Genomic DNA, 21801 nt, shown 5'->3' on the forward strand with positions numbered 1-21801 from the left:
GAAAAAATAAAAATTTCTGGTTTTCATCAATTATTTCTATTTAAATTTATGGAAATAATAATTACGTATAAATGAAATTTAAACCAAAAATTTACTTTTAAAAAACAAATATTACATTGTATAGTACTTCTTATATGAGACTTACTTTAAGTCTTGTTTAGAGTCTTAAACTAGATAATAAAGAAAAGTAATTTATCAACTTAAATAAATCAGAGCCAAACTCCTTAATAAATAGCCAAAATTAAAAATTTAATAAAAAAAATCAATAAATTATGTCCTTTCAATGTCCAAGAAATTAATAAAGCCTAAAAAGCATTGATATAACTACTTTTTCCCTCTTGCCGTACTGCCTTAAAGACAGTACTACTTAGACTGGAGCTTTTCAATGGCAGTTTGTCTGTCGATACTAGGTACATCACTTAATCCATTAGCATCAAACCAAGGGGCGCTAGCCCAATCAAATCCTTCGCCAAAAGTATTATCTGGTGCAGTTATATACCAGTGACAAGATGCATCTGGTATGTCGACAGCACATTTTGACCAATCATCTGACCACTGAGGTACTTGTACCCAAAGTACTGAAGATAGAAGTAGAGATAGAAGATTAATCATGAATTTTATCCTACAACATTAATTACTTTTATAGGATTATTATTTATCTTATATGAGAATTACTTATAGACTATTTTATAGTCTCATATGAGATTAACAATACGATTAATTCCTCAATTTTGTATTAAAGCATTTTTCAACATTAGAAATGATGTTTGAATGTGTTGAGGTAATGTCCGAGTCCAGTAATGTTTTATCTTTATCTCTATAAGATAATCTAAATGTATAACTTATATGATCTTCTCCAAATTTAGTATCTTCAAAAACATCAATTAAATTTACATCCTCTAAGAGATTTTTTCCTGTTTTTCTTATTTGTGATGTTATTTCGCTAATTAAAAATTTCTTACTGAAAACAAAATTTATATCCCTTTCCATTTTCGGAACAATTGGGTATTGCTTATATATTGGAATCCATTTATTTTTTCTTGTACTAGCTCCCAAGAGGTTAGAAACATTTATGTTAAATAAATAAACTTTTTTTAATGACTTCTTTTCTAATATTAGTTTGGGATGTATTTCACCAAAATAACCTGCATCTTTTCCTTCAATGACTAATTTTGCTGTTCTTCCTGGATGAAGAAAATCAATTGAATCAATAGGCTTATCATCAATTTTTATGTTCAAAGACAATAATGCCTCCTTTAATTTTCCTCTGGCCTGGAAATAATTAAGATCATTATCCTTACCCGAATTAATCCATTTTCCAAATTTTTTATTTCCATAAATCGCACCATTTAGAACTTCTTCTTGAATGAACTCAGCTTTCTTTTGAAAAACATTTCCAATTTCAAATATATAACAACTTGCTTGTCCAGCTTTTATATTACGGTTCACTATTTCCAAATGTTCTTTCCAGATATTATCTCTAAGACAGCTTGTTTCTAATAACAAAGGATTAGAAATCTTTATAAGTTTTTCATCATCTTCAGGAACAAGAGAGTAGCTTAGTACCTCGTTAAAACCATTTTCTATAAAACCATTTTTTACTTTTCTCAATGCCAACTGTTCTGAAGACAATTTTCCAGGCTTAATTGGATTAGGAAGTTTTAAGTCGAATCTGTCATACCCTATTAATCTAGCTATTTCTTCAATTAAATCTATTTCTCTTGTTAAATCATGTGATCTATTTGGAATTACTGCTACATCCCAGCCATATTCTTTATTCTTTAAAGTACAACCTATGAGTGTTAATTTATCAACTATTTCATTATCAGATAAATTTCTTTTTTCAAATTGGTCATTATTAATTAATGGACCAAGAATTTTATGTATTCTATTTCTCCGTAGTTTAATAAATATATCCTCATTACTAATTAAATTAGAAGTATTGATGATTGGTGAATTAATAGAAAAATATTCTTCTAAAAGATTAATTGCTCTTGTTACAGCACTTATTGTATTTTTTGATGAAATCCCTTTTTCATACCTGCTGCTAGATTCTGTTCTTATTCCAACCGCCTTGGAAGATTTTCTTATAGTAACTGGATTAAAAACAGCACCTTCAAGGTAAATAGATGAGGTAGTATTACTTACAGAAGTCTCTAAACCGCCTATAACCCCTGCAATAGCAACCGGTTTATCACAACAAGTAATAACTGTGATATTGTGATTTAAGTCATATTCTTTACCATCTAAGCAAATAAGACTTTCGTTATCCTTGCCTTTTCTTACAGAGAAATCCTCTGGAGAAACTTCCTTACCAATTAAGTTTGACAGTTTATCTTTATCAAACGCATGCAAAGGTTGACCTTGTTCTAAAAGAATATAATTTGTCAAATCAACTAGAAGATTAATAGATTTTATACCAGATTTTTCTATACGATCTTTTAGCCAATTTGGGGATAATTTATCTCCATTTACTCCATCAATGCAGCTAATTGTATAAATACAATTAGATTCTATAGCCTCTGGACAAAGTTTAATTCCCTTAAGTAAATGAATATTGTATTTGTGGTTTAATTCTGGAAAATTTAAGGTGGATTCTAAAAGGGCAGAAATTTCACGGGCTATCCCAATAACAGACATTCCATCGGGTCTATTAGCTGTAATGGCTAAATCATATATAAAGTCATTTAATTGAAGCAAGTCAGACCCTGCTGTGCCCAATTCATGTTTTTGGGCCAAATCTTCATCAATGATCTCTATCCCTTCGCTGGAGTCCTCTAATCCCATTTCCTGCAGTGAACATATCATTCCCTCACTCATAACACCTCTAATTTCACTTCTTTTAATAGTTAAATCAACTGCATTTAATTTCGCGCCGACAGTAGCAACATAAACATAAATATTTGGTTTAATATTTTGCGCACCACAGATAATTTGTAAATTCTTTGAATTACCAATGTCGACTTGGCAAATTGAAAGTTTGTCAGATCCTTCATGTTTTAAAACAGATAATACCTTACCTAAAACAACACCATTTACATTTTTTGAACAATCTTCTAATGATTCAACTTCAAATCCACCAATAGACAATTTCTCAGAGAGATCTTCAGGAGTAGAAGTAATTTCTACTAAATTTTTCAACCAATTTTGAGAAACTTTCATATATATTTTTTAATCAATGATGATAAAAGAAATGAGTATATCTTCAAAAAAGTTTGTTGAAGATGTACAATAGAAAATTATACAATAAAGTATTAATTAAAATGGCAAAAAAAGGGACAAGAGTTGTGGTGACCCTGGAATGTACTGAAGCTAGGACAAGCACAGATCCCAAGAGATCAAATGGTGTCTCAAGATATACTACTGAAAAGAATCGTAGAAATACAACTGAAAGATTAGAACTAAAAAAGTTTAATCCGCATTTAAACAGAATGACAATTCACAAAGAAATTAAGTAATCAAATCAAATTAAATCATGCCTAATTCAATTTTTAAAAAACAATTATCACCTATCAAACCGGGAGATCCTATTGACTACAAGGATGTAGAACTACTAAAAAAGTTCATAACTGAGAGGGGCAAAATCCTACCAAGAAGAATGACAGGTTTAACCTCTAAGCAACAAAGAGATCTCACATTAGCTGTTAAGAGAGCCAGAATTGTAGCTCTTTTACCCTTCGTAAATCCTGAAGGATAATTTCATATTGAATATAGTTGGCACTATAATTAATATCTCAAATATTTGAAAGATTTAACTGATTTAAAAACATATATTATTGACTCTGATGATCCACACGAGGTAGATGACGCTATTTCATTAGAAATAAAAGAAGGAAATAAAAAAAAATTATGGATACATATTAGTAATCCATGCAAACTCTTTTTGCATGACTCTAATGTTGATTTAAATGCAAGAAAGAGAAATAGCAGTTTATATTTAATTGATCAATATGTCCCAATGCTTCCTAAGGATATTCTTGAAAAGGCAAATCTAGCTCAAAATAAAGTTTCAGAAACTATTAGTGCAGCAATAGAATTCAATGACGATGGATCAATAAATAAATATGAAATAACTGAAGCAATAATAAAACCAAAATATCAATTAACATATGAAGATGCAAATGAAATATTAGAAATAGAACCCAAAGAAGAAATAGAATTAATTGAAATTAAAAAATTAGTAGAAAAAAGTATTACATTCAGAAAGAAACAAGGAGCAATTATTTTTGAAAGTCCTAATAATAAAATTAAATTATATGAAGATAAGATTTTATTAATTAAATTAGAGAAAACAATATCACAAATTATAGTTGCAGAATCAATGATATTAATGGGTTATGTAACAAGTTTATTTATAGATAAATATGATTTAGCGGCTGCATTTAGGATTCAAAAAATAAACTGCAATCCATCTGAAATACTCAATAGATACAATGATAGTGATATTAAATATATAATATTAAAACAATATATGGGAAGAAGTTACATAACTACTAAGCCAGGATTCCATGAATCACTAGGCCTAAAAATGTATGTACAATGTACATCACCATTAAGGAGATATCTTGATTTAATTATACAAAGGCAAGTCTATAATAAAATTAATAATTACGAAATTCTAAGTAAAGATTCAGTCTCTAAGATTATTGATTATTCAAAAAATAGACAATCAGAGAATAACAATATATTTAAAAATGATAAATTTAAATATTTAAAATTATTTTTTAAAAATGAAAAGAAACCTTTTTATAAAATAATATTCGTTAAGTGGATTAATCATAAAAAAAATATTGCTTTGGTTTATTTTCCTGATTATTCACTAGAAATACTTATAACTCTTTTTGTATCAATAGAAATATATAGTAATAAAATATATAAAGTTAAATATATTATAAGTGATAATAATCTTTTAGAATTTATTTATTAATAAGATAATAAATACAATGGGTTGTTATTAGTTTAAAAAATATCTGTTAGTATTAAAAAAAAAGCTTTATGACTTTTGTCATTACTACACCTTTATACTATGTTAATGATAAACCTCATCTAGGAAGTGTATATACAACAATAATTTGTGACTCAATAGCTAGGTATAAAAGGCTTGCAGGTGAAGATGTTATTTTCATCACAGGTGTTGATGAACATGGCTTGAAAATACAAAGAACAGCTAATGAAAAAGGTATTGAACCAGAATCACATTGTAATGAAATCTCAGAAGTCTTTAATAATAATTGGAAAGATTGGAATATATCCTTTGACAAATTTATAAGAACAAGCTCAAAAAATCATGAATTTGTTGTTAATGAATTCTATGAAAGAGTAAAAGCATCAGATGATATCTACATGGGAGTTCAAAAAGGTTGGTATTGTGTAGGTTGTGAAGAATTTAAAGATAATCCAGAAAACTCATCAACATACAAGTGTCCAATACATCAAAAAAATCTAGAATGGAAAAATGAAGAGAATCTCTTTTTTAGGCTTTCAAAATATCAAAAAGAAATCGAGAAAATAATCAACGAACCTTCTTTTATAGAGCCAATAGAAAGAAAGAATGAAATTATAAATTTTGTTTCTAGAGGTTTAAAGGATTTTTCAATTTCAAGAACAAATGTTACATGGGGAATTCCAGTCCCTGGTTACGATAACCATACATTTTATGTCTGGTTTGATGCTTTACTTGGATATGTAAGTGCCATTAGTTTTGATGCGGCAGAACATTCATTGGAACAATCAATTAATGGAGGATGGCCAGCTGATGTTCATTTAATTGGTAAGGATATTCTTAGATTCCATGCTGTATATTGGCCTGCAATGCTCATTTCTGCCAAAATGAAAGTTCCTAAAAAGGTTTTTGGGCACGGATTTCTTACAAGAGAGGGGCAAAAAATGGGTAAAAGCTTAGGAAATGTACTCGACCCTGATTTGTTGCTTACGAAATATGGAAATGATCCTGTAAGGTGGTACCTCATTAAAGACATATCGCTAGGAAATGATGGAGATTTTCAAGATAAAAGATTTGTTGACATCATCAATAATGACTTAGCTAATACAATTGGAAATTTATTAAATAGAACATCATCCATGTCTAGAAAATGGTTTGATAATAAAGTTCCAAATAATGAAAAAATTTTAAGTGAAAATAAATTAGAGAATTTTGCCAAAATCGCAGTTGAAAACTATATTTATAACTTTGATAACTACAAATTAGATTTAGCAGCTAATGAAGTACTTAACCTAGCAATTAATACAAATTTGTATTTGAATAATAATCAGCCATGGCTGCTAATAAAAGAGAAAGATAATCTACCTCTAGTTAAAACAATTATTTATAACGTTTTAGAAAGTACCCGAATAATAGGATTATTATTACTACCTTTATTGCCCGAATTATCTACAAAAATTAATGAACAACTTGGCTCTTCATACAGAGAGGAAATTCCGTGGAAAAATCAATTAATTTGGGGATTATTAGTTAGCAACTCAAGTCTTCCTAAACCCACTCCAATCATAAATAAACTCGAGTATGAGCACAAATTATAGATTAATAATTTTCCTTCCATTATTTGTGCTTGGTTGCGCCCCAAATGTAATTGATAAAAATAAAGTTATACAAAAAATAGACAATTTAGATATGACTATCTTCTCTAAAAGTGGAGATAAAATATATTCTATTACCAGTCCAAATTCAAGTTATGACAATATTGAATTAAAATTTGAATTAAAAAAACCTATTATTAATATTCTTAATGGTAAAGAAACTAAATATATTATTAGTTCAGAAGAATCTACATTATCAGACAACAATAAACTCTTGAAATTGAAAGGGAATGTTAAATTAAAAACATTAAAAAAGAATGAGGATATTTTAAATGCTGATAATTTTATTTGGAATATAGAAAATACTAACTATCTATTAGAGGGAAATATAAGATTTGAGAATCAAAATATCATCTTAAATTCAGGAAAAGCCATATTGGGTTCAGATAACATAATTGAATTTTTCAATCCAGTAAAATATATAATTAAAGATGAAAATAAGGAAAATAAATATGAAATAAACTCAGAAAATGCTTTCTATAATTTAAATACTGAATCAGTAAGCTTTGAAGCAAAAGATAAAAGAGTTAAATCAATAATATATTTTTAAATTTTATTTTTTGAGAAAATATTATTAATTTTTTTGGACCAGTTATTAATCCATTTTTCATCAGACTTCGTAAAACACTTAGTACTCCAGCCTCCAATCAATATGAAAGCCTTATTATTTATAGGTACAACTAAAATAGATGGAATTTCAGCACAAAAATTATAAAATTCATCTCTTCCAGGATAAAATTTAGTGTTTGCCAATGATATTAATTTCATATCTTTAATAGATCTCAGACAAGTATCCCCAGGTTTAAAATCATTACTTGAAGTAATACCCCTCTTCAAAATATTAACGCCATCATTGTGGATAAGTATTGCTGCTGCTGCTGTAGAAGTTAATATCGCTTCAGAACCCCATGCAAGTTCTTCAATAACTTCATCCGGCATGTTTCTATCGAAGAGAAACTTATTTTCTCCTTTTAAAAGAGCTTTCTCACCAGCTATGGATTGGAATTGTTTAAATAAAAAACCTATCAAAATAATAATTAACGAAGCTATTGCAGCTAACACTTGTGCTCTTTCAAGCTCAGGAGTGATTGTTTCTATTGAAATGAAATTTGCTATCTGAAAAATAAAGAGTATTACACCGACTGATATTAGTGATTTCCCATTGAATCCCATATTTTAAATATTTTATTTCTAATTAAATTATGCAAATTTTATATTGTTTAGTACATTTAGAATTACTCAAACATATGGTTTTTAATATATAATTAACCAAAACCTTTCAAAATGAACCTAAACATCAATAAATATATACTTTCCCTTATCTTTACTGGCTTTATTTTTATTCTTACCCCTTTGACTACATACGCAAATGAAATTAATAGTATAAATAAATATTTTGGTATTACTCAACAGAAGACTGTTATTAATTACGAAAAAAGTCAGCCCTCATCTATCGACAACCCTGTAGTGGATCCAAATTTTAACACTATGAGATCAAAAGATACTGAGAGTTCAACTGCTACTTATATAGTTATAGGTTTGTTAATTGCTGCCACAATTATTCCTTTAGCAACATGGTGGTATTTCTCTAAATAATAGAGAATTTATGAATGCCAAGAATTTAAGCATTAGTGAATATTCATCTTATATAGTCTTTATTACAGGGGGGACAAAGAGTGGTAAAAGTGAATTCGCGGAGCATCTTGCAAAGGAGGTAAGAAAATTGTCATATGTTGCCTTATCTGAAAACAATTTGGATGATAAAGAATGGCAAGATAAAATTAATTTACATCGAAAAAGAAGGCCAAAAGATTGGAAATTAATAGAAACGACAGATCTATTAAATACATTAAGGGAAGAAGAAGGTCCATTATTAATAGATTCTATTGGCGGATTCGTTATGAAAAGTATTGACAAGGAACAAAATGAATGGGCAACAAAAATGAATTCACTTATAAGTCTCTTAATGAAAAGAAAATGCATAACAATTATTGTTGGAGAGCAAGTAGGTTGGAGTTTGGTCTCTGAATATAAAATTGGTAATACATATATTGAAAGAATCGGCGAACTTCAAAAGAGAATAACCAAAATATCGAAAGATAATTGGCTGGCCATAAACGGCAAAGCAATCAAAATAGATGAAATAAGTATTGAAATACCTACTTAAAATTGGAAGTCGCTCTTTTTGAACCTAGAATCCCACAAAATACTGGTAATATTGCCAGATCATGTGCTGCATTTAATATACCTTTAAATCTTATAGAGCCCTTGGGTTTTAAGATAGAAGATAAATATTTAAAAAGAGCAGGATTAGACTATTGGCCTCTAGTTACTGTTAATCAGTATGAGAATTTTGAAAAATTTTTAGCGTCAAAATCAACAAAAAGAATAATTTCTTTTAGTAAAAAAAATGGATTATATTTGAAGGATTTTAAATTTAAGCAAGATGATATTTTGCTATTTGGGAGAGAAGATTCAGGATTACCCGATTCCATAATTGATAAAAGCGATTTTTTAATATCAATATTTATGCCGAATATACAGACTGGAAACAATGATCAAAAAGGTGTTAGAAGTCTTAATCTTTCTGTAGCATGTGGAATTGGTATATATGAGGCCCACAAACAAATAAATTTTCAAAATGGTAATTAAGTACAACCAATGCCTTACAATATTCCCATGTCTCGGTAGCTCAGCTGGTTAGAGCGGCGGATTCATAGCCCGCAGGTCGCGTGTTCAAGTCACGCTCGAGACATTTTCAATACTTTTCAATTGAAGATCATAGGTGAAATTTTAATTTAATTAAACTTTTAAAGAAATAATGTTTAATTCACTCGGCACAGTCTTAGATCCAAAAAAATCTAAAGCAAAATATCCAGAAGCAAGAGTTATAGTTCTTGATGACAATTTTAATACTTTTCAGCATGTCGCAAATTGTCTTCTAACAATAATACCAAGCATTAGTGAACAAAGAGCATGGGATCTAACCATCAAAGTTGACAAGACAGGATCTGCAGAGGTGTGGAGAGGTAATCTTGAACAGGCAGAGCTATATCATGAGCAACTAATCAGCAAAGGATTAACAATGGCTCCAATTGAGAAAACATAAAATAAGTAAGATTGACAGAATATTTTTGGCTTATAAATTCGAATCGTTCAAGGGTTAAAAGGTTTTCAAAGAATAATCAAAATAAAGATAAATTTTTTGAATATATGTTTATTGACTCTGGAAGAATTCTTGGTGTTTTAGGAAAAGAACCACCTCTTATGACAACCAGAGAAGAACTTAAAGTTGATAAAGCTAGAAATGAATGGAGAAAGTTAATCTCTCAAGGTTGGAGGAGAACCAAACCAGTTTGGGAAGACTATTAGTATCCAATATTGTTACTAGGATTAGTTATATAAATTATGAGATTTAGAACGTAGTTAGCGGGTAAATTTAATGGCTTCAAAAGTAATAAAGCCATTCCTTGAGTCACATTAAATTCTTTATTTTTCATTAAAAAAAATAAAAGTCTTATTTTAATTATAAAAAGACTGTCAAATACAAACTTAAAATACTGAAAAAAGATATATAAGCATTTATTGATTAAGGATTTTCAAGATATCTAATATCAAAAACTTATTTTAAAAATTTTACGTTTGGCGTTACTTGTGATTTTTTTTTAACAAAAAAATCTTCGTTACAATATAAAATTTTTCACTATATATTCATAAATACCCAATGAAGGATCTCATCTCAAGCAAAAGATCAAGAACTTATTTTTGTATTGCAATAGTTGCTATAAGTATTGGATTAATATCAAAAAAGTAATTAACTATCCAGCTGGAGGATGTATGAAAAGTACTCAAGAAATAACCTTTAATATCTAGCAATTAATCATTTTACATTTTCCTTAATTCTTAAATCCAGTCAACTTTGATAACTCTTTTAGTGAAAGTACACCTAAAATTAGTTTTCCATTTATTTCCCATGTGGGAAACCCTTTAATTTTTTTTTCAATGCATAATTGAGTTTGGCTTTTTATGCCATCTCTTGCACATTCAACTACATTAAGTTCTCTATAAGCTTGTTTACCAAATAATTCACTTTGATTAAGGCAATTAGGACACCAATATGCTGAATATTTAACTACACCATTATCTTTAAGGTATTTTGCCAACTCGATAGATTCCCTTGTGCTTTCTGAGGTGACTACAAGTTCTCTCTTATAATTTATGTGGGAGCTATGTACAACACTTGGTAAAGTAAGCAAAACTAAAAGTGGTACTAATAGGCGTTTCATTTATTTACTACTTTTCCTCCATATTTTTTAACTATCTTATCAAGCAAAATCCTTATATCTTTATTTTTAAGTTTCTCTATTTGCTGAAGATTTTCAAGAAGATCACATATTTGATACTGGGTATCTTCATTAAATTCACTTACTACCATTTATATTTAGAGCTTGAATATTCCGATTTTAAATCAAAAGTAAATTTACATTCTTATTGTATTTTAATTTTTTTATTGCTATTTTTTTAAGGCGGGCTAAGGTTCATATCTCCACGAGGATTTAGTCCGCTGAATTTTTAAAGATTCAATTTATTTTGGATCCCTCTTTAAGAAGTTAATTAGAAATATTCAAAAATATTTATCTTTGCTTAATTTCTAAATTCCATTGAAAAGCATTCTAATATAAACATTAATAGTGTGACACTACTTATTCAATAATGTTGTTATTTCTCTTCATAACTTTCTTAAAATACTTAAACTCAATAAATTCATGCATCATTTTGATATCATCAGATAATACTTTTTTATTAACTGCATATTCGTCCTCATTAAGTAGAGATTTATTATTTTCAGAAAATGTTTCGTTATCAAAAGAAAATTTTATAAAATCCCTTTTATTATTTTGATTTTGACCATTAGATTCATTTAAAACACCTCGAGACCTCAACGCTTCCTCAACCAATAAACCTGTAACTTTTGACTGACTAAACTCATTAGCTGTACACAATTTTTCAATAATTTCATGCACTTTTTGACTTGGCAAAAAACCAATTCTTTTCCTCGGAGAGGGCATAATTTAAAAATTAGTGTCACACTTGCATATTATAAGTGTTGCACTATATTTGATTTAAGTCAACTAATTTTGCTATGCATATTTTATTAATTCCTGTCGGCTTTATTCTTTGGTATCTAGCTTATGAAGCAAAACCTATTATTAATGATGAAGTAACACTTAATTGGGAAGAAAAAAATACAATTAAAAGAAATAAACTTTTAAATATAATCAACGAAAGCTTTTAAAATTTACTGTTAATCGATTTTGACCATTCCTTGTGCTTATTGTCTAGATCTGAGATCAACTGTTTTTGATAAGTAAATTTAAGTTGATTTTCGTTAAGTGATTTTTTTGTGATAATCATTTCTTTAGAGAAAAAATAAGGAGTGTTAGAGTTACTAATTTTTTTTTTGACTTCCATACCATGAGCTCTTCTATTTTTTTTATATGAATTAAAAGGTTACAGTATCAATATTTTTATATTCTTTTTATATTCTTTCATATGAGTTATTAGCACGTTTGTAAAAAATATTAGTTTATTAAATAATAAAGGCTATATTTAAACAAAATATAGGTTTTATCATGAATTTAAAGGAGAGAGGGATTACTGTTGGAGATTTACTAATAATACTAATAATAATAATCACTTCTACAATATTAATTAAATCATTTAGCAAGGATAAGAAAACAACACTTAATTATAGTAATCAAGAGCAAGTTTATTACAAGTTAAATTACTATCAAAAATTTATTTAAATAGCTTATATAAATTTTTTTATAAAACTCTTAATTAAATCAATTGACTATTAAGTATCTCTTATATAAATTTCCAAAAACTAACTATTATCAAACAATGAGTTTATTTATTTAAAATATTTTGATGGAATGATTTAGAACTTTCCCATTTCAAGTTATCCTTTAAATCATTGATATCATTTGATATTGAAACTAAATTCACCATTTGAAGAATTTGACTTTTATCTAGTCTATTAATAACAATAAGTTTATTAAGCATTTCTAAAACAGATTTATCATTAATATTCATTGTTTATACAAAAAACTTTGATCCTTCAATTCAAATACTTTATTTTTAATTTTAAAAATTTCTCTTAAAATTTCAATATTTATTTTATGAAAATGGAAAAGACATTTATAAAATCATTAAAAATTAAACTCTTACCTATAAGAAAATTTATTAAGCTCATTTTCTTATAAATTCGTTTATTGTAAAAAGAAAAAAAAATGAAAAAAAATTCCAATAAAGAATACCTTAGTAGAGAGGAAGTTAATGAAATGATTGAATCAGCTTTAAGGAGACATAATAGAAGATCTACAATAATATCAAGCGTACTTGGCTGGATTCTAATAGGAGGTTATTCTTTTGGACTTTTTCAAGCAGTTCAAAATGTCTAATTAATCTTTTCTTTAAAGTAGAACTTGCTTGATGATAAATTAATATAAGAGTTAGTATTTATTATGAGGGAATATATTGAGGCAAATCTTACAGTAATAAGAAAATATTTAAAAAAACGAAAAAAGTATACATCAAAATTAAACAATGCTTCGATAATGGAAGAATTTAAAGAATGGCACAAAGAACCATTACCTGAGACAGAATCAATTTGGACTTTACCTGACTTAACGAGGAATGAAAGACTAAAAAATTTTTGTCGCTCAATTAAGAAGGAAATAAGATAAGTTTTTAACTACCTAATTGTATATGATTTACCTTTAAGTAAAAATAACCTGCAAATCCAACTATATTCAAAATTACAACGAAAATCCAAGCTCCAATTGGCTGATTAGAATCAATTTTTTTTATTTTAACTTTTTCCTTTAGTCTTTCAATATATTTAGCCATTATTAAAAATACTAAAAATTATATTTTTAATTATAGAGAGTTAAATTTTAAGGAATCTTAAATAAAATAAAATTTCTTTTAATTCGAATTTTTATTGTTAAGCCTGTTAATAGGATATTTAATTAACTCCTTTTTGAGATTTTTTAAAAGTTTATTGTGATTCAAAATTGTAAATTTCTTAGTAAAGGAATAGTGCCATTTCATTGAATTAAAAAAAAACTTGCTAATTCATTGTTAAAAAAATTATAATACTTATTACGGTCATTAAGACCATACATATTAAAATAAAGGAAAAATTTTTTCATGAGCTTAAGAGTTGGCCAAGAAGCACCAGACTTTAGTGCTACAGCAGTATATGATCAAGAGTTTAAGGAGATTACACTTTCAGGTCTAAGAGGTAAATGGGTTGTTCTATTCTTTTACCCACTAGATTTTACATTTGTATGTCCAACTGAAATCACTGCATTTAGTGATAGATACCAGGATTTCTCGGCACTTAATACGGAAATACTTGGGGTATCAGTTGATAGCAAACACTGTCATTTGGCTTGGATACAAACCCCAAGAAATGAAGGTGGTATAGGTGATATTAACTATCCTTTAGTTTCTGACTTAAAAAGAGAAATTTGCCAGGCATACAATGTTCTAAATGATGATGGGGAGGCTGATAGAGGTTTATTTCTTATCAATCCCGAAGGAGTAGTTATGCATACGACTGTTAACAAGGCTCCTGTAGGTAGAAATGTTGATGAAACGCTAAGGATTCTTCAAGGTTATCAATACGTTGCTGCAAACCCAGATGAAGTATGTCCAGCAAACTGGACCCCCGGGGAGAAAACAATGTTAGAGGACCCCAAAGGTAGTAAAGAATATTTTTCTGCCCTATAGAAGGATTAGAAACATTTAAGTTAGTATTGAGTAGTAAATAATTATAAAAAAATAAAAAATAAATATATTAAAAAAGGGGATAACATCCCCTTTTTGAGGTTTGGGCACGATCCAATCGCTTAAATTAGTTTTATATGATATGAAAGACCACGTATAAAAAGAAATTTCTATGGCTACTAGGATTAAAAGATTAATTAAATTTAAGTCATCTAAACCAAAATATCTATAAATATGAAACTGATCATCAACACTAATATTATTAATTTGAAGATGCCAAAGATATAGAGAAATCAAAATAAAATTTATCAATATTATTTTTTTTAACAGAAACCTAGATTTCTTAATAATTAATAAGATAGAAATTAAAAATATGAGAAAACTTAACTGTGGAATATCCGGTTTTGGTATATTAATTCCTTCAAAGAATAAATTAAATATAAGATCAAAATTTATATATGTATAATCAACTATTAAGTAAGAAAGAAATATTAAATTTATTGCTACTATGAATAATAGTCTTTTTCCTTTAATTACTTTTATACTATAGATTTTTTCTTTATTAAAATTATAGTATGTATAGTTTTTTAAAGAGTTTAAACACACTAAAGATGGACATATTGCACCGCTCAAATAGTAAAGGATTGAATAAAAGGAAATATCATTAATATTAAGTGAATACAAATTAAACCATTGTTTTTGTACAAATGGAAGAATAATTAAAAATGAAAGTGTAAATATTAACTTCGTTGTGTTGTTTTTTATTATCAAGAAAATATTTTTTTTAATTTAAAACAATTAAATCAAACTTTCAACAATTTAGAAGTTGTTAATTCAAAAACTTTTTTATCTATAGTTTCTTGATTTAAAAGTATATCAACTAATTTATCTAGTAATATTCTATTTTTTTTCAATATATTTATTGAATTATTTAATGAAATTTTAGAAATATTTATGATTTCATTATCTATTCTAGAACTGGTATTTTCTGCTATAAGAGGCTTTCTTCTAAATAATCCATCTCCTAAATACATTTCATTATTATCAGAATCCATTGAAATTGGACCAATAATTGAAAATCCATATTTTGTAACCATTTCCCTTACGATATTTGTCGCATAAGAGATATCATTCATGGAGCATTGTGTAATTTCACCTTCACCAAAAACTATTGTTTCTGCCGCTCTTCCAGCTAGAGCAATTTCAATTTTTGAAAATAATAATTTTTTTGAAATCAATCCACTAGAAATTACATCTTCGTCAGGGCATATTTTTGTATAACCTCCAATAGAACCAGATCTAGGTAAGATCGTAATCTTATCAACTGATTCAATTCCATTTCTCACAGCTGATACAATCGCTCTGCCTACCTCGTTATAAGCAATAATTTTTTTCATATTTGGAGATGTTATTAATGAACTTCTAAGGCCGATGGTAATTTTATCAAGAGCATTTTCTATATGAAGATCACTGATTAATTTAGATTCATCTCTAGCACAGTGAATAGCACTCTCATTCATTAAATTTGCAAGATCTGCTCCCGAAAATCCAACTGTTCTAGAAGCCCAATATCCTAAGTCAACTTCGCTTGAGAGTGGTTTCGAAAGTGAGTGAACTGAAAGAATTTTTTTTCTTCCATCTAAATCCGGAAGCATTACTTCAATTTTTCTATCAAATCTACCTGGTCTTAATAATGCTGCATCTAAAATATCTGGTCTATTTGTTGCTGCTAAAACAATAATCCCGGAATTATCAGCAAAACCATCTAATTCAGTTAGAAGCTGATTAAGAGTTTGTTCTCTTTCATCATTTCCACCTCCGATCCCAGACCCTCTTTGCCTACCAATGGAATCAATTTCATCAATGAAAATAATACAAGGAGATTTTTCCTTAGCCTTAGAGAATAGATCACGAACTCGGCTTGCTCCAACACCAACAAAAAGTTCTACAAACTCTGATGCCGATATTGACAGAAAAGGCACTCCTGATTCACCAGCAATTGCTTTAGCTAATAATGTTTTACCTGTTCCTGGTGGGCCTATTAGAAGAACTCCCTTAGGAACTTTTGCTCCAAGATTTTCAAATTTCTTCGGTTCCTTCAAAAAAGTTATTACCTCTTTTAATTCCTCAGCAGCTTCAGGGACGCCAGCTACATCATCGAATCTCGTTTCTACATCATCTATAGTTATAAATTTAGCTTGATTTTTTGTAAAACCAAAAGCTCTGGAAGCCAATTTTGATGTACTCCTCAATATTAAGACTATAGCTAATATGAAAATCAGGAAAAGACTTATTGAAGCAAATGAATTAGCAGCTGAGGCTTCTTTTCTACTATTATTAATAGTTAGATCTACCTTATTTTCAGTAGCCTTTTCAAGGATTAATTGATCGTTGTAAAGGATAGGTATTTTAAATTTATCGCCATTTTTATACAGAACATCAATTTCTCTCTGCCTTGGATAGAAAAATATTGATTCTATTTTCCCCGCCTCTATGTCTTCTAGAAGATCCGAATAACTTGATTTAGAATCTGAATAGGAGAATTTTGATCTAAACACTAATCTTTACAAGTGATTAATAAAGCATATATGCTTATTTAAAAAATTGACGTATATAAACAAAATATACTCAAAAGTTTTGGAGATAACCAGTTAAAGGTTATATTATTATATGGAAATAAAGAAACAGAATGGCTGTACCAAAGAAGAAAAAATCAAAGAGCAAAAGGAACCAAAGGCACGCTGTCTGGAAAGGGAAAGCAGCAATAGCAGCTCAAAAAGCTATATCTTTAGGTAAATCAGTCTTAACTGGGAAAGCTCAAGGATTTGTTTATCCTATTGAAGAAGAAGAAGAAGAATAGCTTTTAAGATCCTAATTTAAATGCCTCAAGTATAACGGCATAAATTGCACCAATTCTTAATTTATCAACTACGGTCCATAGATAATAAAATTTTGAACTTGCGGCAGGTTTGATTCTTATGATGATTTCAATAAAAACAATTATTATTGGTACCATAATCAACTCATTTTTACCTTCAGAGATAAATTTTGTAAGAAAATTTGCGAACAAAAAATAACCTGTCAAAACAGAAATTAGACCAATAGATTTTGTCCTCCAAGTATCACTTATAAAACCAAAAAATAAATTATTTAACTGGTAGGTAATTTTTGAAAAATTAGTTTTTTGCATTACTAAAAGACACTAAATAATCACTTAGAAAGCTATAGTCGACATATGATTTTTTTAGTTTAGGTCCTTTAATTACATTTGCCATATTATTCTCATCACCAAGACTATCTAAAATACAATCTAATTTAATATTTTCCTCAAGAACAATAGGAATATTTGAAGGAACAAAAATTGTAGGCAAGTTTGCTGCCAGGGAAGATTTCAATCCTGGATTGGAGTCTTCAAAAACAATTGAGTTGTTTGTATTTATACCACTTAATTGGATTGCCTTTAAATATGGTAATGGATTTGGTTTTTTTAATTCAACGTCTTCGCTTGAAATAATGAACTCAAAAGGGTTGAAGCCATTAAAAAGAAATTCAACAAGTAGATTGACTTGGCTTCTTGAACTTGAAGTGACAATAAATTGTCTTACTTTTTTTTTATGTAATTCATTTATTAATCTAAAAACACCAGTTTTTAAACTAACGACATTTTTTTTTATAATTTCTAAATAATGAAACTGCTTAGTTTCATGAATTTTGAGAATTAAATCTTCTGGGAAATCATCATTATTCGATTTAGCATAATAAGCAATCCTATTTTTGCCCCCATTTATCTTCAGAAGTTTTATATATTTATTAGTGTCCCAATTCCAATTAATACCGAGGTCATTGAAAGCATTATTAAAAGCAGGTAAATGAGCCTCTAATTCAGTATTTGCGATTGTACCATCTAAATCCCAATAAACGCCCTCGAGATACGTCACCAAAAAGAATTTTTTTATTTACGATAAAAAACAAGAGCAATTATTGCTGGCCCTGCCAACGCAACTACAGCTAATGGAATAAGTGTTGCCATGATTAATGAATATGTTTTGTGATACTATTTTTACAAATAAATGACGCAACTGTACTGATACGTAACAAGATTGAATTAAATTATGAAATCATGGACATGTATAGAAAATTGTGGAGCTTGTTGTAAATTTGACTTGAACGAAAGAAGTGATTTGGCTAACAAACTTAACAAAGAAGATATAGCTTTGATAAATTCGATGACGGCTAAAGACGGTTGGTGTAAAAACCTGGACAGAGAAAATAAAAAATGCTTAATTTATGAAACAAGACCTCATTTTTGCCGGGTAAGTGAATTTTCAACTTCATTTAAAGGATATTTGAAATCTGGTGATAAATTTTTAATAGATTGCTGCAAACAACATATTTCATCAAATTATGGATACCAAAGTGAAGAGATGAAAACTTTTAAAATTGCTGTTTCAGGAAAATGAATAGTAAATTAGAAAAAAAAGAAAACAATCTAGAAAAAAGTTTTTTTTCAATATTTATAACGACTTTTACAACAATTTTTATCGCTGAACTTGGCGATAAAACTCAGATAGCCACATTAATGCTTTCTGCTGAATCGGGAAGGCCAATAATTGTTTTTCTTGGAAGTTCTCTAGCATTAATAAGCTCTAGCATAGTAGGAGTTCTTATTGGTAAATGGGTATCAAAAAAAATATCTCCTAGCAAATTTGCTTTATCTACTGGTACTTTAATGATATTGATAAGTATATTTTTAGCTTATGAAACATTCAAAAATTATTTATAAATGGTTTTAAGTTTATTACTATCAACATTTCTAACCGTTTTCATAGCTGAATTAGGTGACAAAACTCAACTAGCTACTTTAACTATAAGTGGCACTTCAAATAAACCATTGGCAGTTTTTCTAGGATCTTCTTCAGCACTTGTTTTTGCAAGTTTACTTGGAGCTTTAACAGGTGGTTCTATTTCAAGTTTTTTACCAGAAGTAGTTCTAAAGTTAATAGCGTCCATTACATTTTTCATCATTGGTATAAGGCTTTTAATCAACTCTTTCACAATCGAAAAAGAATAAAAAGAAGAGAAAGAAAATAATTAGTTTTAAGCTTGGATAATAAGGTGTAATAATGAAGTATATATCCCTAAATTAATTTATAATTTCATTTAGATCATGTTCACATCATCTTCAATAATTGATAATCTTAATCAATCAGAAGGGTTAGAATATAAAAAATTATGCAGATTATTAAAAATAACAAAGAAATCTGATAAGGATAAATTAGATATTGCTTTAACAGCTCTAGAAAAACTTGAAATAATTAATAAAAATGAAAATGATGAATATACTTGCATAAAGGATAATGATCATCTTGTAGCCAAAATAAGATGTAGTAGCAAAGGCTATTGCTTTGCTGTAAGGGGAAAAGACAAAGAAGATATCTACATTAAAGAAAATCTACTTAACTATGCATGGAATGGAGATAAAGTTTTAGTAAGAATAATAAAAGAGGGATATAGAAGAAGATCACCTGAAGGAATAGTTGATTGTATTCTTGAAAGATCAAATCAAATACTTCTTTCTAAAGTAGAAGTAATAAACAATGACGTATATGCAATCTCAATAGACGATAGGATCCTTTCCAAAATTAAACTTCCTAAAGAGAATAAAAAATACACTTTCAATCCAGACAATAAGAATATAGTAAAAGTTGAGATTGATAGGTTCCCCATTGGTCAAGAAGAAGGACTAGGTCATGTGATACAAGAACTAAAACTAAACAATAATGAGGACTATGATACGGACTTTGTTTTATCTAAAAGCAATATCGTTAAATCATACGATTTACATCGTATTGAATCAAAAAAAACAGAACAAAGAGAAAGGATAGATCTTACAGATAAAAACTCTTATTTATTCAAAAGTTGGAATTCTAATAATTCTCCAATGCTCCCAATGATTCAAATAGAGCATGGAAAAAATAAAAATACTAAATTATGGATACATACAAATAATCTTGCAGAAAGAGTAGATCTAAATAGTAAAAAATCTCTAGAAATATTATTCAAAGGCTTTGAATCATTACCCTTATTAAATGATTGGCAAAACTACCTTGGTGAAGCCATAAGAAATGATTCTGAATTTAAAATTGGTGAAAATAATGAAGCAATAAGCCTCTGTGTGAATTTAAATAGTGCTAATGAAATAATTGATTGGTCATTTCATCTTACTTTAGTAAAATGCACTCTTATTGTTGGAAGTGATCATACTGACGCGCTTCTATCTAGAAAAAGTAAATCAAGGATAACCTCTCGGGTGTTAAAACCTATAAAGGAATATATCGACGATTTAGATAAAATACTTGAAATATCATGTTCATTAAGACAAAAACATCTATTGAAGGGTAAGGTTGAAATTCCTGCGCCACTTAATAATATTGAAGCACTAGAAGAATTTTTTATTCACAATCCAGCTGATTATTCAAAAGGATATTTTGAATCATTAAATAAAAAAGATTGCCAAACTTACCTTTCACCAATACTATATGAAGCTAATTTAATATGGTTCAAACATTCAAATCAATATGGCTTAAAAAGTGCAGGATACATTTCAAATGGAATAGATTACGTTAATGCTAATGAAATTATCAAATATTCAGAATTTATTGATAATGATGTAGAGCTTAATGAAGATGGCAATTTGACATTTAGTCAAGTAATTAAATTAATTGACGACGATAATAAAAAAAGAATCTTACATAAACTTCTAATTAATGAATTTAAGGACAATGAAATAAGGTTGATATCTAAAGATCCTGATAATGATGAATCAGAAAAATTATTTATTACTCCATGGACAATTCCTGGATTTGACTTCACAAATCTTATAAACCAGTACAGTATTTTTAATATGATAATAAATGGCAAGAAATCTAAGAAAAATAATATAAAAGAAATTAATATATCTGAGAGTAATTCATTAGAATTAGTAAATTGGGATATATTTAATTCATCAATTTCAAAAAATTTAGAAATATTATTTAACAAGTTTGTTATGGATAAACTTAATGAATTCAAGTACAAAGTTAACCAATATAGATCTAATATGATAAATATAAAAAAAGTTAGAAAAGCAGAAAAATTACTAGGTAATATTTATAGTGGGTTTATTTTATCAGTGCAAACATATGGTTTCTTTGTTGAGATATCAGAACTAAATGTAGAGGGTTTAGTACACGTAAGCACTCTTAATAATGATTGGTATGAATACAGGTCAAGGCAAAATTTATTGATTGGAAGAAAATCAAAAAAATCATATAAAGTTGGAGATGCAATAGAAGTAAAAATAATAAAAGTCGATATTCTTAAATATCAAATTGACTTAGAATTAACATAAATAAATTTTCACAAAAT

The 21801-nt window shown here is 28.1% G+C and carries 32 protein-coding genes and 1 tRNA gene; 20 read left to right on the forward strand and 13 right to left on the reverse strand.

Annotated features, from left to right (window positions below):
- Nucleotides 1-363 precede the first annotated feature (363 nt).
- Both AMO19_RS03620 and pheT read right to left on the reverse strand, forming a co-directional pair.
- Nucleotides 364-612: a hypothetical protein gene (locus tag AMO19_RS03620; protein WP_025894526.1), complete on the reverse strand. Its 249-nt coding sequence runs from the start codon at nucleotides 610-612 to the stop codon at nucleotides 364-366.
- Nucleotides 613-717: 105 nt separating this feature from the next.
- Nucleotides 718-3162 (reverse strand): phenylalanine--tRNA ligase subunit beta, encoded by a 2445-nt coding sequence (gene pheT, locus AMO19_RS03625; RefSeq protein ID WP_075507367.1) that lies wholly within the window; start codon nucleotides 3160-3162, stop codon nucleotides 718-720.
- Nucleotides 3163-3263: 101 nt separating this feature from the next.
- Here pheT and rpmG point away from each other — a divergent pair, with 101 nt between their 5' ends.
- The 5 genes from rpmG (at nucleotide 3264) to lptC (ending at nucleotide 7147) form a co-directional block, all read left to right on the forward strand.
- Nucleotides 3264-3458: a 50S ribosomal protein L33 gene (gene rpmG / locus AMO19_RS03630; RefSeq protein WP_002805540.1), complete on the forward strand. Its 195-nt coding sequence runs from the start codon at nucleotides 3264-3266 to the stop codon at nucleotides 3456-3458.
- Nucleotides 3459-3475: 17 nt separating this feature from the next.
- Entirely contained in the window at nucleotides 3476-3697 is a 222-nt protein-coding gene (gene rpsR, locus AMO19_RS03635) for a 30S ribosomal protein S18 (RefSeq protein ID WP_002806014.1), read from the forward strand.
- A gap of 45 nt (nucleotides 3698-3742) precedes the next feature.
- A complete protein-coding gene (locus AMO19_RS03640) occupies nucleotides 3743-4927 on the forward strand; it encodes a ribonuclease catalytic domain-containing protein (protein WP_075507368.1) in 1185 nt (394 codons plus the stop codon).
- A gap of 68 nt (nucleotides 4928-4995) precedes the next feature.
- Complete coding sequence (metG, locus tag AMO19_RS03645; RefSeq protein ID WP_075507369.1) at nucleotides 4996-6540, forward strand: methionine--tRNA ligase; 1545 nt, start codon at nucleotides 4996-4998, stop codon at nucleotides 6538-6540.
- Complete coding sequence (lptC, locus tag AMO19_RS03650; protein WP_257008951.1) at nucleotides 6524-7147, forward strand: LPS export ABC transporter periplasmic protein LptC; 624 nt, start codon at nucleotides 6524-6526, stop codon at nucleotides 7145-7147. Before metG ends, lptC begins: the two co-directional genes overlap by 17 nt.
- On the opposite strand, the gene AMO19_RS03655 is transcribed toward lptC, so the two are convergent.
- The gene (locus tag AMO19_RS03655; protein ID WP_075507370.1) at nucleotides 7144-7770 is read right to left on the reverse strand and encodes a cofactor assembly of complex C subunit B; all 627 of its coding nucleotides are present in this window, start codon (nucleotides 7768-7770) and stop codon (nucleotides 7144-7146) included. The genes lptC and AMO19_RS03655 overlap by 4 nt on opposite strands.
- 111 nt (nucleotides 7771-7881) lie before the next feature.
- Here AMO19_RS03655 and AMO19_RS03660 point away from each other — a divergent pair, with 111 nt between their 5' ends.
- The 6 genes from AMO19_RS03660 to AMO19_RS03685 all read left to right on the forward strand — a co-directional run bounded on the left by AMO19_RS03660 (nucleotide 7882) and on the right by AMO19_RS03685 (nucleotide 9969).
- Entirely contained in the window at nucleotides 7882-8193 is a 312-nt protein-coding gene (locus AMO19_RS03660) for a fusion glycoprotein F0 (protein ID WP_075507371.1), read from the forward strand.
- Between the two features lie 10 nt (nucleotides 8194-8203).
- A complete protein-coding gene (locus AMO19_RS03665; protein ID WP_075507372.1) occupies nucleotides 8204-8764 on the forward strand; it encodes a bifunctional adenosylcobinamide kinase/adenosylcobinamide-phosphate guanylyltransferase in 561 nt (186 codons plus the stop codon).
- A 2-nt stretch (nucleotides 8765-8766) separates the two neighbouring features.
- A complete protein-coding gene (locus tag AMO19_RS03670) occupies nucleotides 8767-9249 on the forward strand; it encodes a tRNA (cytidine(34)-2'-O)-methyltransferase (RefSeq protein ID WP_075507373.1) in 483 nt (160 codons plus the stop codon).
- Between the two features lie 29 nt (nucleotides 9250-9278).
- Nucleotides 9279-9352: transfer RNA gene (locus AMO19_RS03675), tRNA-Met, on the forward strand.
- A 66-nt stretch (nucleotides 9353-9418) separates the two neighbouring features.
- Entirely contained in the window at nucleotides 9419-9706 is a 288-nt protein-coding gene (gene clpS / locus AMO19_RS03680; RefSeq protein WP_075507374.1) for an ATP-dependent Clp protease adapter ClpS, read from the forward strand.
- A gap of 11 nt (nucleotides 9707-9717) precedes the next feature.
- Nucleotides 9718-9969: a DUF1651 domain-containing protein gene (locus tag AMO19_RS03685; RefSeq protein WP_075507375.1), complete on the forward strand. Its 252-nt coding sequence runs from the start codon at nucleotides 9718-9720 to the stop codon at nucleotides 9967-9969.
- Here the strand turns inward: AMO19_RS03685 and AMO19_RS08760 are convergent.
- From AMO19_RS08760 to AMO19_RS03695, 4 genes are all read right to left on the reverse strand, one after another.
- Nucleotides 9966-10097: a hypothetical protein gene (locus tag AMO19_RS08760; protein WP_257008952.1), complete on the reverse strand. Its 132-nt coding sequence runs from the start codon at nucleotides 10095-10097 to the stop codon at nucleotides 9966-9968. The two genes, AMO19_RS03685 and AMO19_RS08760, sit on opposite strands and share 4 nt — an antisense overlap.
- Nucleotides 10098-10493: 396 nt before the next feature.
- Nucleotides 10494-10883: a hypothetical protein gene (locus AMO19_RS03690; RefSeq protein ID WP_075507376.1), complete on the reverse strand. Its 390-nt coding sequence runs from the start codon at nucleotides 10881-10883 to the stop codon at nucleotides 10494-10496.
- Complete coding sequence (locus AMO19_RS08495) at nucleotides 10880-11032, reverse strand: hypothetical protein (protein WP_179850500.1); 153 nt, start codon at nucleotides 11030-11032, stop codon at nucleotides 10880-10882. Before AMO19_RS08495 ends, AMO19_RS03690 begins: the two co-directional genes overlap by 4 nt.
- 268 nt (nucleotides 11033-11300) lie before the next feature.
- Nucleotides 11301-11666 carry a hypothetical protein gene (locus tag AMO19_RS03695; protein WP_075507377.1) on the reverse strand — a complete coding sequence of 122 codons (366 nt, stop codon included), beginning with the start codon at nucleotides 11664-11666 and terminating at the stop codon, nucleotides 11301-11303.
- 74 nt (nucleotides 11667-11740) lie between these two features.
- Between AMO19_RS03695 and AMO19_RS08500 the strand changes: the two genes are divergently transcribed.
- On the forward strand, nucleotides 11741-11893 hold the full coding sequence (locus AMO19_RS08500) for a hypothetical protein (protein ID WP_179850501.1): 153 nt from the start codon (nucleotides 11741-11743) through the stop codon (nucleotides 11891-11893).
- A gap of 614 nt (nucleotides 11894-12507) precedes the next feature.
- Here the strand turns inward: AMO19_RS08500 and AMO19_RS03705 are convergent.
- Nucleotides 12508-12693 (reverse strand): hypothetical protein, encoded by a 186-nt coding sequence (locus tag AMO19_RS03705; RefSeq protein ID WP_075507379.1) that lies wholly within the window; start codon nucleotides 12691-12693, stop codon nucleotides 12508-12510.
- 197 nt (nucleotides 12694-12890) lie between these two features.
- Between AMO19_RS03705 and AMO19_RS08505 the strand changes: the two genes are divergently transcribed.
- Both AMO19_RS08505 and AMO19_RS03710 read left to right on the forward strand, forming a co-directional pair.
- Nucleotides 12891-13061, forward strand: a complete 171-nt coding sequence (locus tag AMO19_RS08505) for a hypothetical protein (protein ID WP_179850502.1) — start codon at nucleotides 12891-12893, stop codon at nucleotides 13059-13061.
- Nucleotides 13062-13124: 63 nt separating this feature from the next.
- Nucleotides 13125-13346, forward strand: coding sequence for a hypothetical protein (locus tag AMO19_RS03710; protein WP_075507380.1), 222 nt, complete (start codon nucleotides 13125-13127; stop codon nucleotides 13344-13346).
- 4 nt (nucleotides 13347-13350) lie between these two features.
- Here AMO19_RS03710 and AMO19_RS08510 read toward each other — a convergent pair whose 3' ends face one another.
- The gene (locus tag AMO19_RS08510; protein ID WP_179850503.1) at nucleotides 13351-13509 is read right to left on the reverse strand and encodes a hypothetical protein; all 159 of its coding nucleotides are present in this window, start codon (nucleotides 13507-13509) and stop codon (nucleotides 13351-13353) included.
- Between the two features lie 303 nt (nucleotides 13510-13812).
- Here AMO19_RS08510 and AMO19_RS03715 point away from each other — a divergent pair, with 303 nt between their 5' ends.
- The gene (locus AMO19_RS03715) at nucleotides 13813-14397 is read left to right on the forward strand and encodes a peroxiredoxin (RefSeq protein WP_025881525.1); all 585 of its coding nucleotides are present in this window, start codon (nucleotides 13813-13815) and stop codon (nucleotides 14395-14397) included.
- 800 nt (nucleotides 14398-15197) lie between these two features.
- Here AMO19_RS03715 and ftsH read toward each other — a convergent pair.
- Nucleotides 15198-16952 (reverse strand): ATP-dependent zinc metalloprotease FtsH, encoded by a 1755-nt coding sequence (ftsH, locus tag AMO19_RS03725; RefSeq protein ID WP_075507382.1) that lies wholly within the window; start codon nucleotides 16950-16952, stop codon nucleotides 15198-15200.
- Nucleotides 16953-17083: 131 nt separating this feature from the next.
- Here ftsH and rpmF point away from each other — a divergent pair, with 131 nt between their 5' ends.
- On the forward strand, nucleotides 17084-17254 hold the full coding sequence (gene rpmF, locus AMO19_RS03730; RefSeq protein ID WP_002805281.1) for a 50S ribosomal protein L32: 171 nt from the start codon (nucleotides 17084-17086) through the stop codon (nucleotides 17252-17254).
- 3 nt (nucleotides 17255-17257) lie between these two features.
- Here the strand turns inward: rpmF and AMO19_RS03735 are convergent, their stop codons facing one another.
- Genes AMO19_RS03735 through psb30 form a run of 3 tightly spaced genes read right to left on the reverse strand, consistent with a single transcriptional unit; the run spans nucleotide 17258 to nucleotide 18424 of the window.
- Entirely contained in the window at nucleotides 17258-17584 is a 327-nt protein-coding gene (locus tag AMO19_RS03735) for a DUF565 domain-containing protein (protein ID WP_075507383.1), read from the reverse strand.
- Entirely contained in the window at nucleotides 17571-18332 is a 762-nt protein-coding gene (locus tag AMO19_RS03740; protein ID WP_075507384.1) for an HAD-IA family hydrolase, read from the reverse strand. The genes AMO19_RS03735 and AMO19_RS03740 overlap by 14 nt, the downstream gene beginning before the upstream one ends.
- A 14-nt stretch (nucleotides 18333-18346) precedes the next feature.
- Nucleotides 18347-18424, reverse strand: a complete 78-nt coding sequence (psb30, locus tag AMO19_RS08855) for a photosystem II reaction center protein Ycf12/Psb30 (protein ID WP_144010216.1) — start codon at nucleotides 18422-18424, stop codon at nucleotides 18347-18349.
- 82 nt (nucleotides 18425-18506) lie between these two features.
- Between psb30 and AMO19_RS03745 the strand changes: the two genes are divergently transcribed.
- The 4 genes from AMO19_RS03745 (at nucleotide 18507) to AMO19_RS03760 (ending at nucleotide 21784) form a co-directional block, all read left to right on the forward strand.
- Entirely contained in the window at nucleotides 18507-18854 is a 348-nt protein-coding gene (locus tag AMO19_RS03745) for a YkgJ family cysteine cluster protein (RefSeq protein WP_075507385.1), read from the forward strand.
- A complete protein-coding gene (locus AMO19_RS03750) occupies nucleotides 18851-19177 on the forward strand; it encodes a TMEM165/GDT1 family protein (protein WP_025938398.1) in 327 nt (108 codons plus the stop codon). The genes AMO19_RS03745 and AMO19_RS03750 overlap by 4 nt, the downstream gene beginning before the upstream one ends.
- Nucleotides 19178-19465, forward strand: coding sequence for a TMEM165/GDT1 family protein (locus tag AMO19_RS03755; RefSeq protein ID WP_075507386.1), 288 nt, complete (start codon nucleotides 19178-19180; stop codon nucleotides 19463-19465).
- A 96-nt stretch (nucleotides 19466-19561) separates the two neighbouring features.
- Nucleotides 19562-21784, forward strand: a complete 2223-nt coding sequence (locus AMO19_RS03760) for an RNB domain-containing ribonuclease (protein WP_075507387.1) — start codon at nucleotides 19562-19564, stop codon at nucleotides 21782-21784.
- Nucleotides 21785-21801 lie beyond the last annotated feature (17 nt).

It is taken from the genome of Prochlorococcus marinus, assembly GCF_001180245.1.
Lineage (GTDB): Bacteria > Cyanobacteriota > Cyanobacteriia > PCC-6307 > Cyanobiaceae > Prochlorococcus_A > Prochlorococcus_A marinus_F.

Excerpts from the sequence above, each read along its gene's own strand:
- AMO19_RS03620 (WP_025894526.1), bottom strand. The coding sequence starts at position 612 with ATGATTAATCTTCTATCTCTACTTCTATCTTCAGTACTTTGGGTACAA.
- pheT (WP_075507367.1), bottom strand. The coding sequence starts at position 3,162 with ATGAAAGTTTCTCAAAATTGGTTGAAAAATTTAGTAGAAATTACTTCT.
- rpmG (WP_002805540.1), top strand. The coding sequence starts at position 3,264 with ATGGCAAAAAAAGGGACAAGAGTTGTGGTGACCCTGGAATGTACTGAA.
- rpsR (WP_002806014.1), top strand. The coding sequence starts at position 3,476 with ATGCCTAATTCAATTTTTAAAAAACAATTATCACCTATCAAACCGGGA.
- metG (WP_075507369.1), top strand. The coding sequence starts at position 4,996 with ATGACTTTTGTCATTACTACACCTTTATACTATGTTAATGATAAACCT.
- lptC (WP_257008951.1), top strand. The coding sequence starts at position 6,524 with ATGAGCACAAATTATAGATTAATAATTTTCCTTCCATTATTTGTGCTT.
- AMO19_RS03655 (WP_075507370.1), bottom strand. The coding sequence starts at position 7,770 with ATGGGATTCAATGGGAAATCACTAATATCAGTCGGTGTAATACTCTTT.
- AMO19_RS03660 (WP_075507371.1), top strand. The coding sequence starts at position 7,882 with ATGAACCTAAACATCAATAAATATATACTTTCCCTTATCTTTACTGGC.
- AMO19_RS03665 (WP_075507372.1), top strand. The coding sequence starts at position 8,204 with ATGAATGCCAAGAATTTAAGCATTAGTGAATATTCATCTTATATAGTC.
- clpS (WP_075507374.1), top strand. The coding sequence starts at position 9,419 with ATGTTTAATTCACTCGGCACAGTCTTAGATCCAAAAAAATCTAAAGCA.
- AMO19_RS08760 (WP_257008952.1), bottom strand. The coding sequence starts at position 10,097 with ATGAAAAATAAAGAATTTAATGTGACTCAAGGAATGGCTTTATTACTT.
- AMO19_RS03690 (WP_075507376.1), bottom strand. The coding sequence starts at position 10,883 with ATGAAACGCCTATTAGTACCACTTTTAGTTTTGCTTACTTTACCAAGT.
- AMO19_RS08495 (WP_179850500.1), bottom strand. The coding sequence starts at position 11,032 with ATGGTAGTAAGTGAATTTAATGAAGATACCCAGTATCAAATATGTGAT.
- AMO19_RS03695 (WP_075507377.1), bottom strand. The coding sequence starts at position 11,666 with ATGCCCTCTCCGAGGAAAAGAATTGGTTTTTTGCCAAGTCAAAAAGTG.
- AMO19_RS08500 (WP_179850501.1), top strand. The coding sequence starts at position 11,741 with ATGCATATTTTATTAATTCCTGTCGGCTTTATTCTTTGGTATCTAGCT.
- AMO19_RS03705 (WP_075507379.1), bottom strand. The coding sequence starts at position 12,693 with ATGAATATTAATGATAAATCTGTTTTAGAAATGCTTAATAAACTTATT.
- AMO19_RS08505 (WP_179850502.1), top strand. The coding sequence starts at position 12,891 with ATGAAAAAAAATTCCAATAAAGAATACCTTAGTAGAGAGGAAGTTAAT.
- AMO19_RS03710 (WP_075507380.1), top strand. The coding sequence starts at position 13,125 with ATGAGGGAATATATTGAGGCAAATCTTACAGTAATAAGAAAATATTTA.
- AMO19_RS08510 (WP_179850503.1), bottom strand. The coding sequence starts at position 13,509 with ATGGCTAAATATATTGAAAGACTAAAGGAAAAAGTTAAAATAAAAAAA.
- AMO19_RS03715 (WP_025881525.1), top strand. The coding sequence starts at position 13,813 with ATGAGCTTAAGAGTTGGCCAAGAAGCACCAGACTTTAGTGCTACAGCA.
- rpmF (WP_002805281.1), top strand. The coding sequence starts at position 17,084 with ATGGCTGTACCAAAGAAGAAAAAATCAAAGAGCAAAAGGAACCAAAGG.
- AMO19_RS03735 (WP_075507383.1), bottom strand. The coding sequence starts at position 17,584 with ATGCAAAAAACTAATTTTTCAAAAATTACCTACCAGTTAAATAATTTA.
- psb30 (WP_144010216.1), bottom strand. The coding sequence starts at position 18,424 with ATGGCAACACTTATTCCATTAGCTGTAGTTGCGTTGGCAGGGCCAGCA.
- AMO19_RS03745 (WP_075507385.1), top strand. The coding sequence starts at position 18,507 with ATGAAATCATGGACATGTATAGAAAATTGTGGAGCTTGTTGTAAATTT.
- AMO19_RS03750 (WP_025938398.1), top strand. The coding sequence starts at position 18,851 with ATGAATAGTAAATTAGAAAAAAAAGAAAACAATCTAGAAAAAAGTTTT.
- AMO19_RS03755 (WP_075507386.1), top strand. The coding sequence starts at position 19,178 with ATGGTTTTAAGTTTATTACTATCAACATTTCTAACCGTTTTCATAGCT.
- AMO19_RS03760 (WP_075507387.1), top strand. The coding sequence starts at position 19,562 with ATGTTCACATCATCTTCAATAATTGATAATCTTAATCAATCAGAAGGG.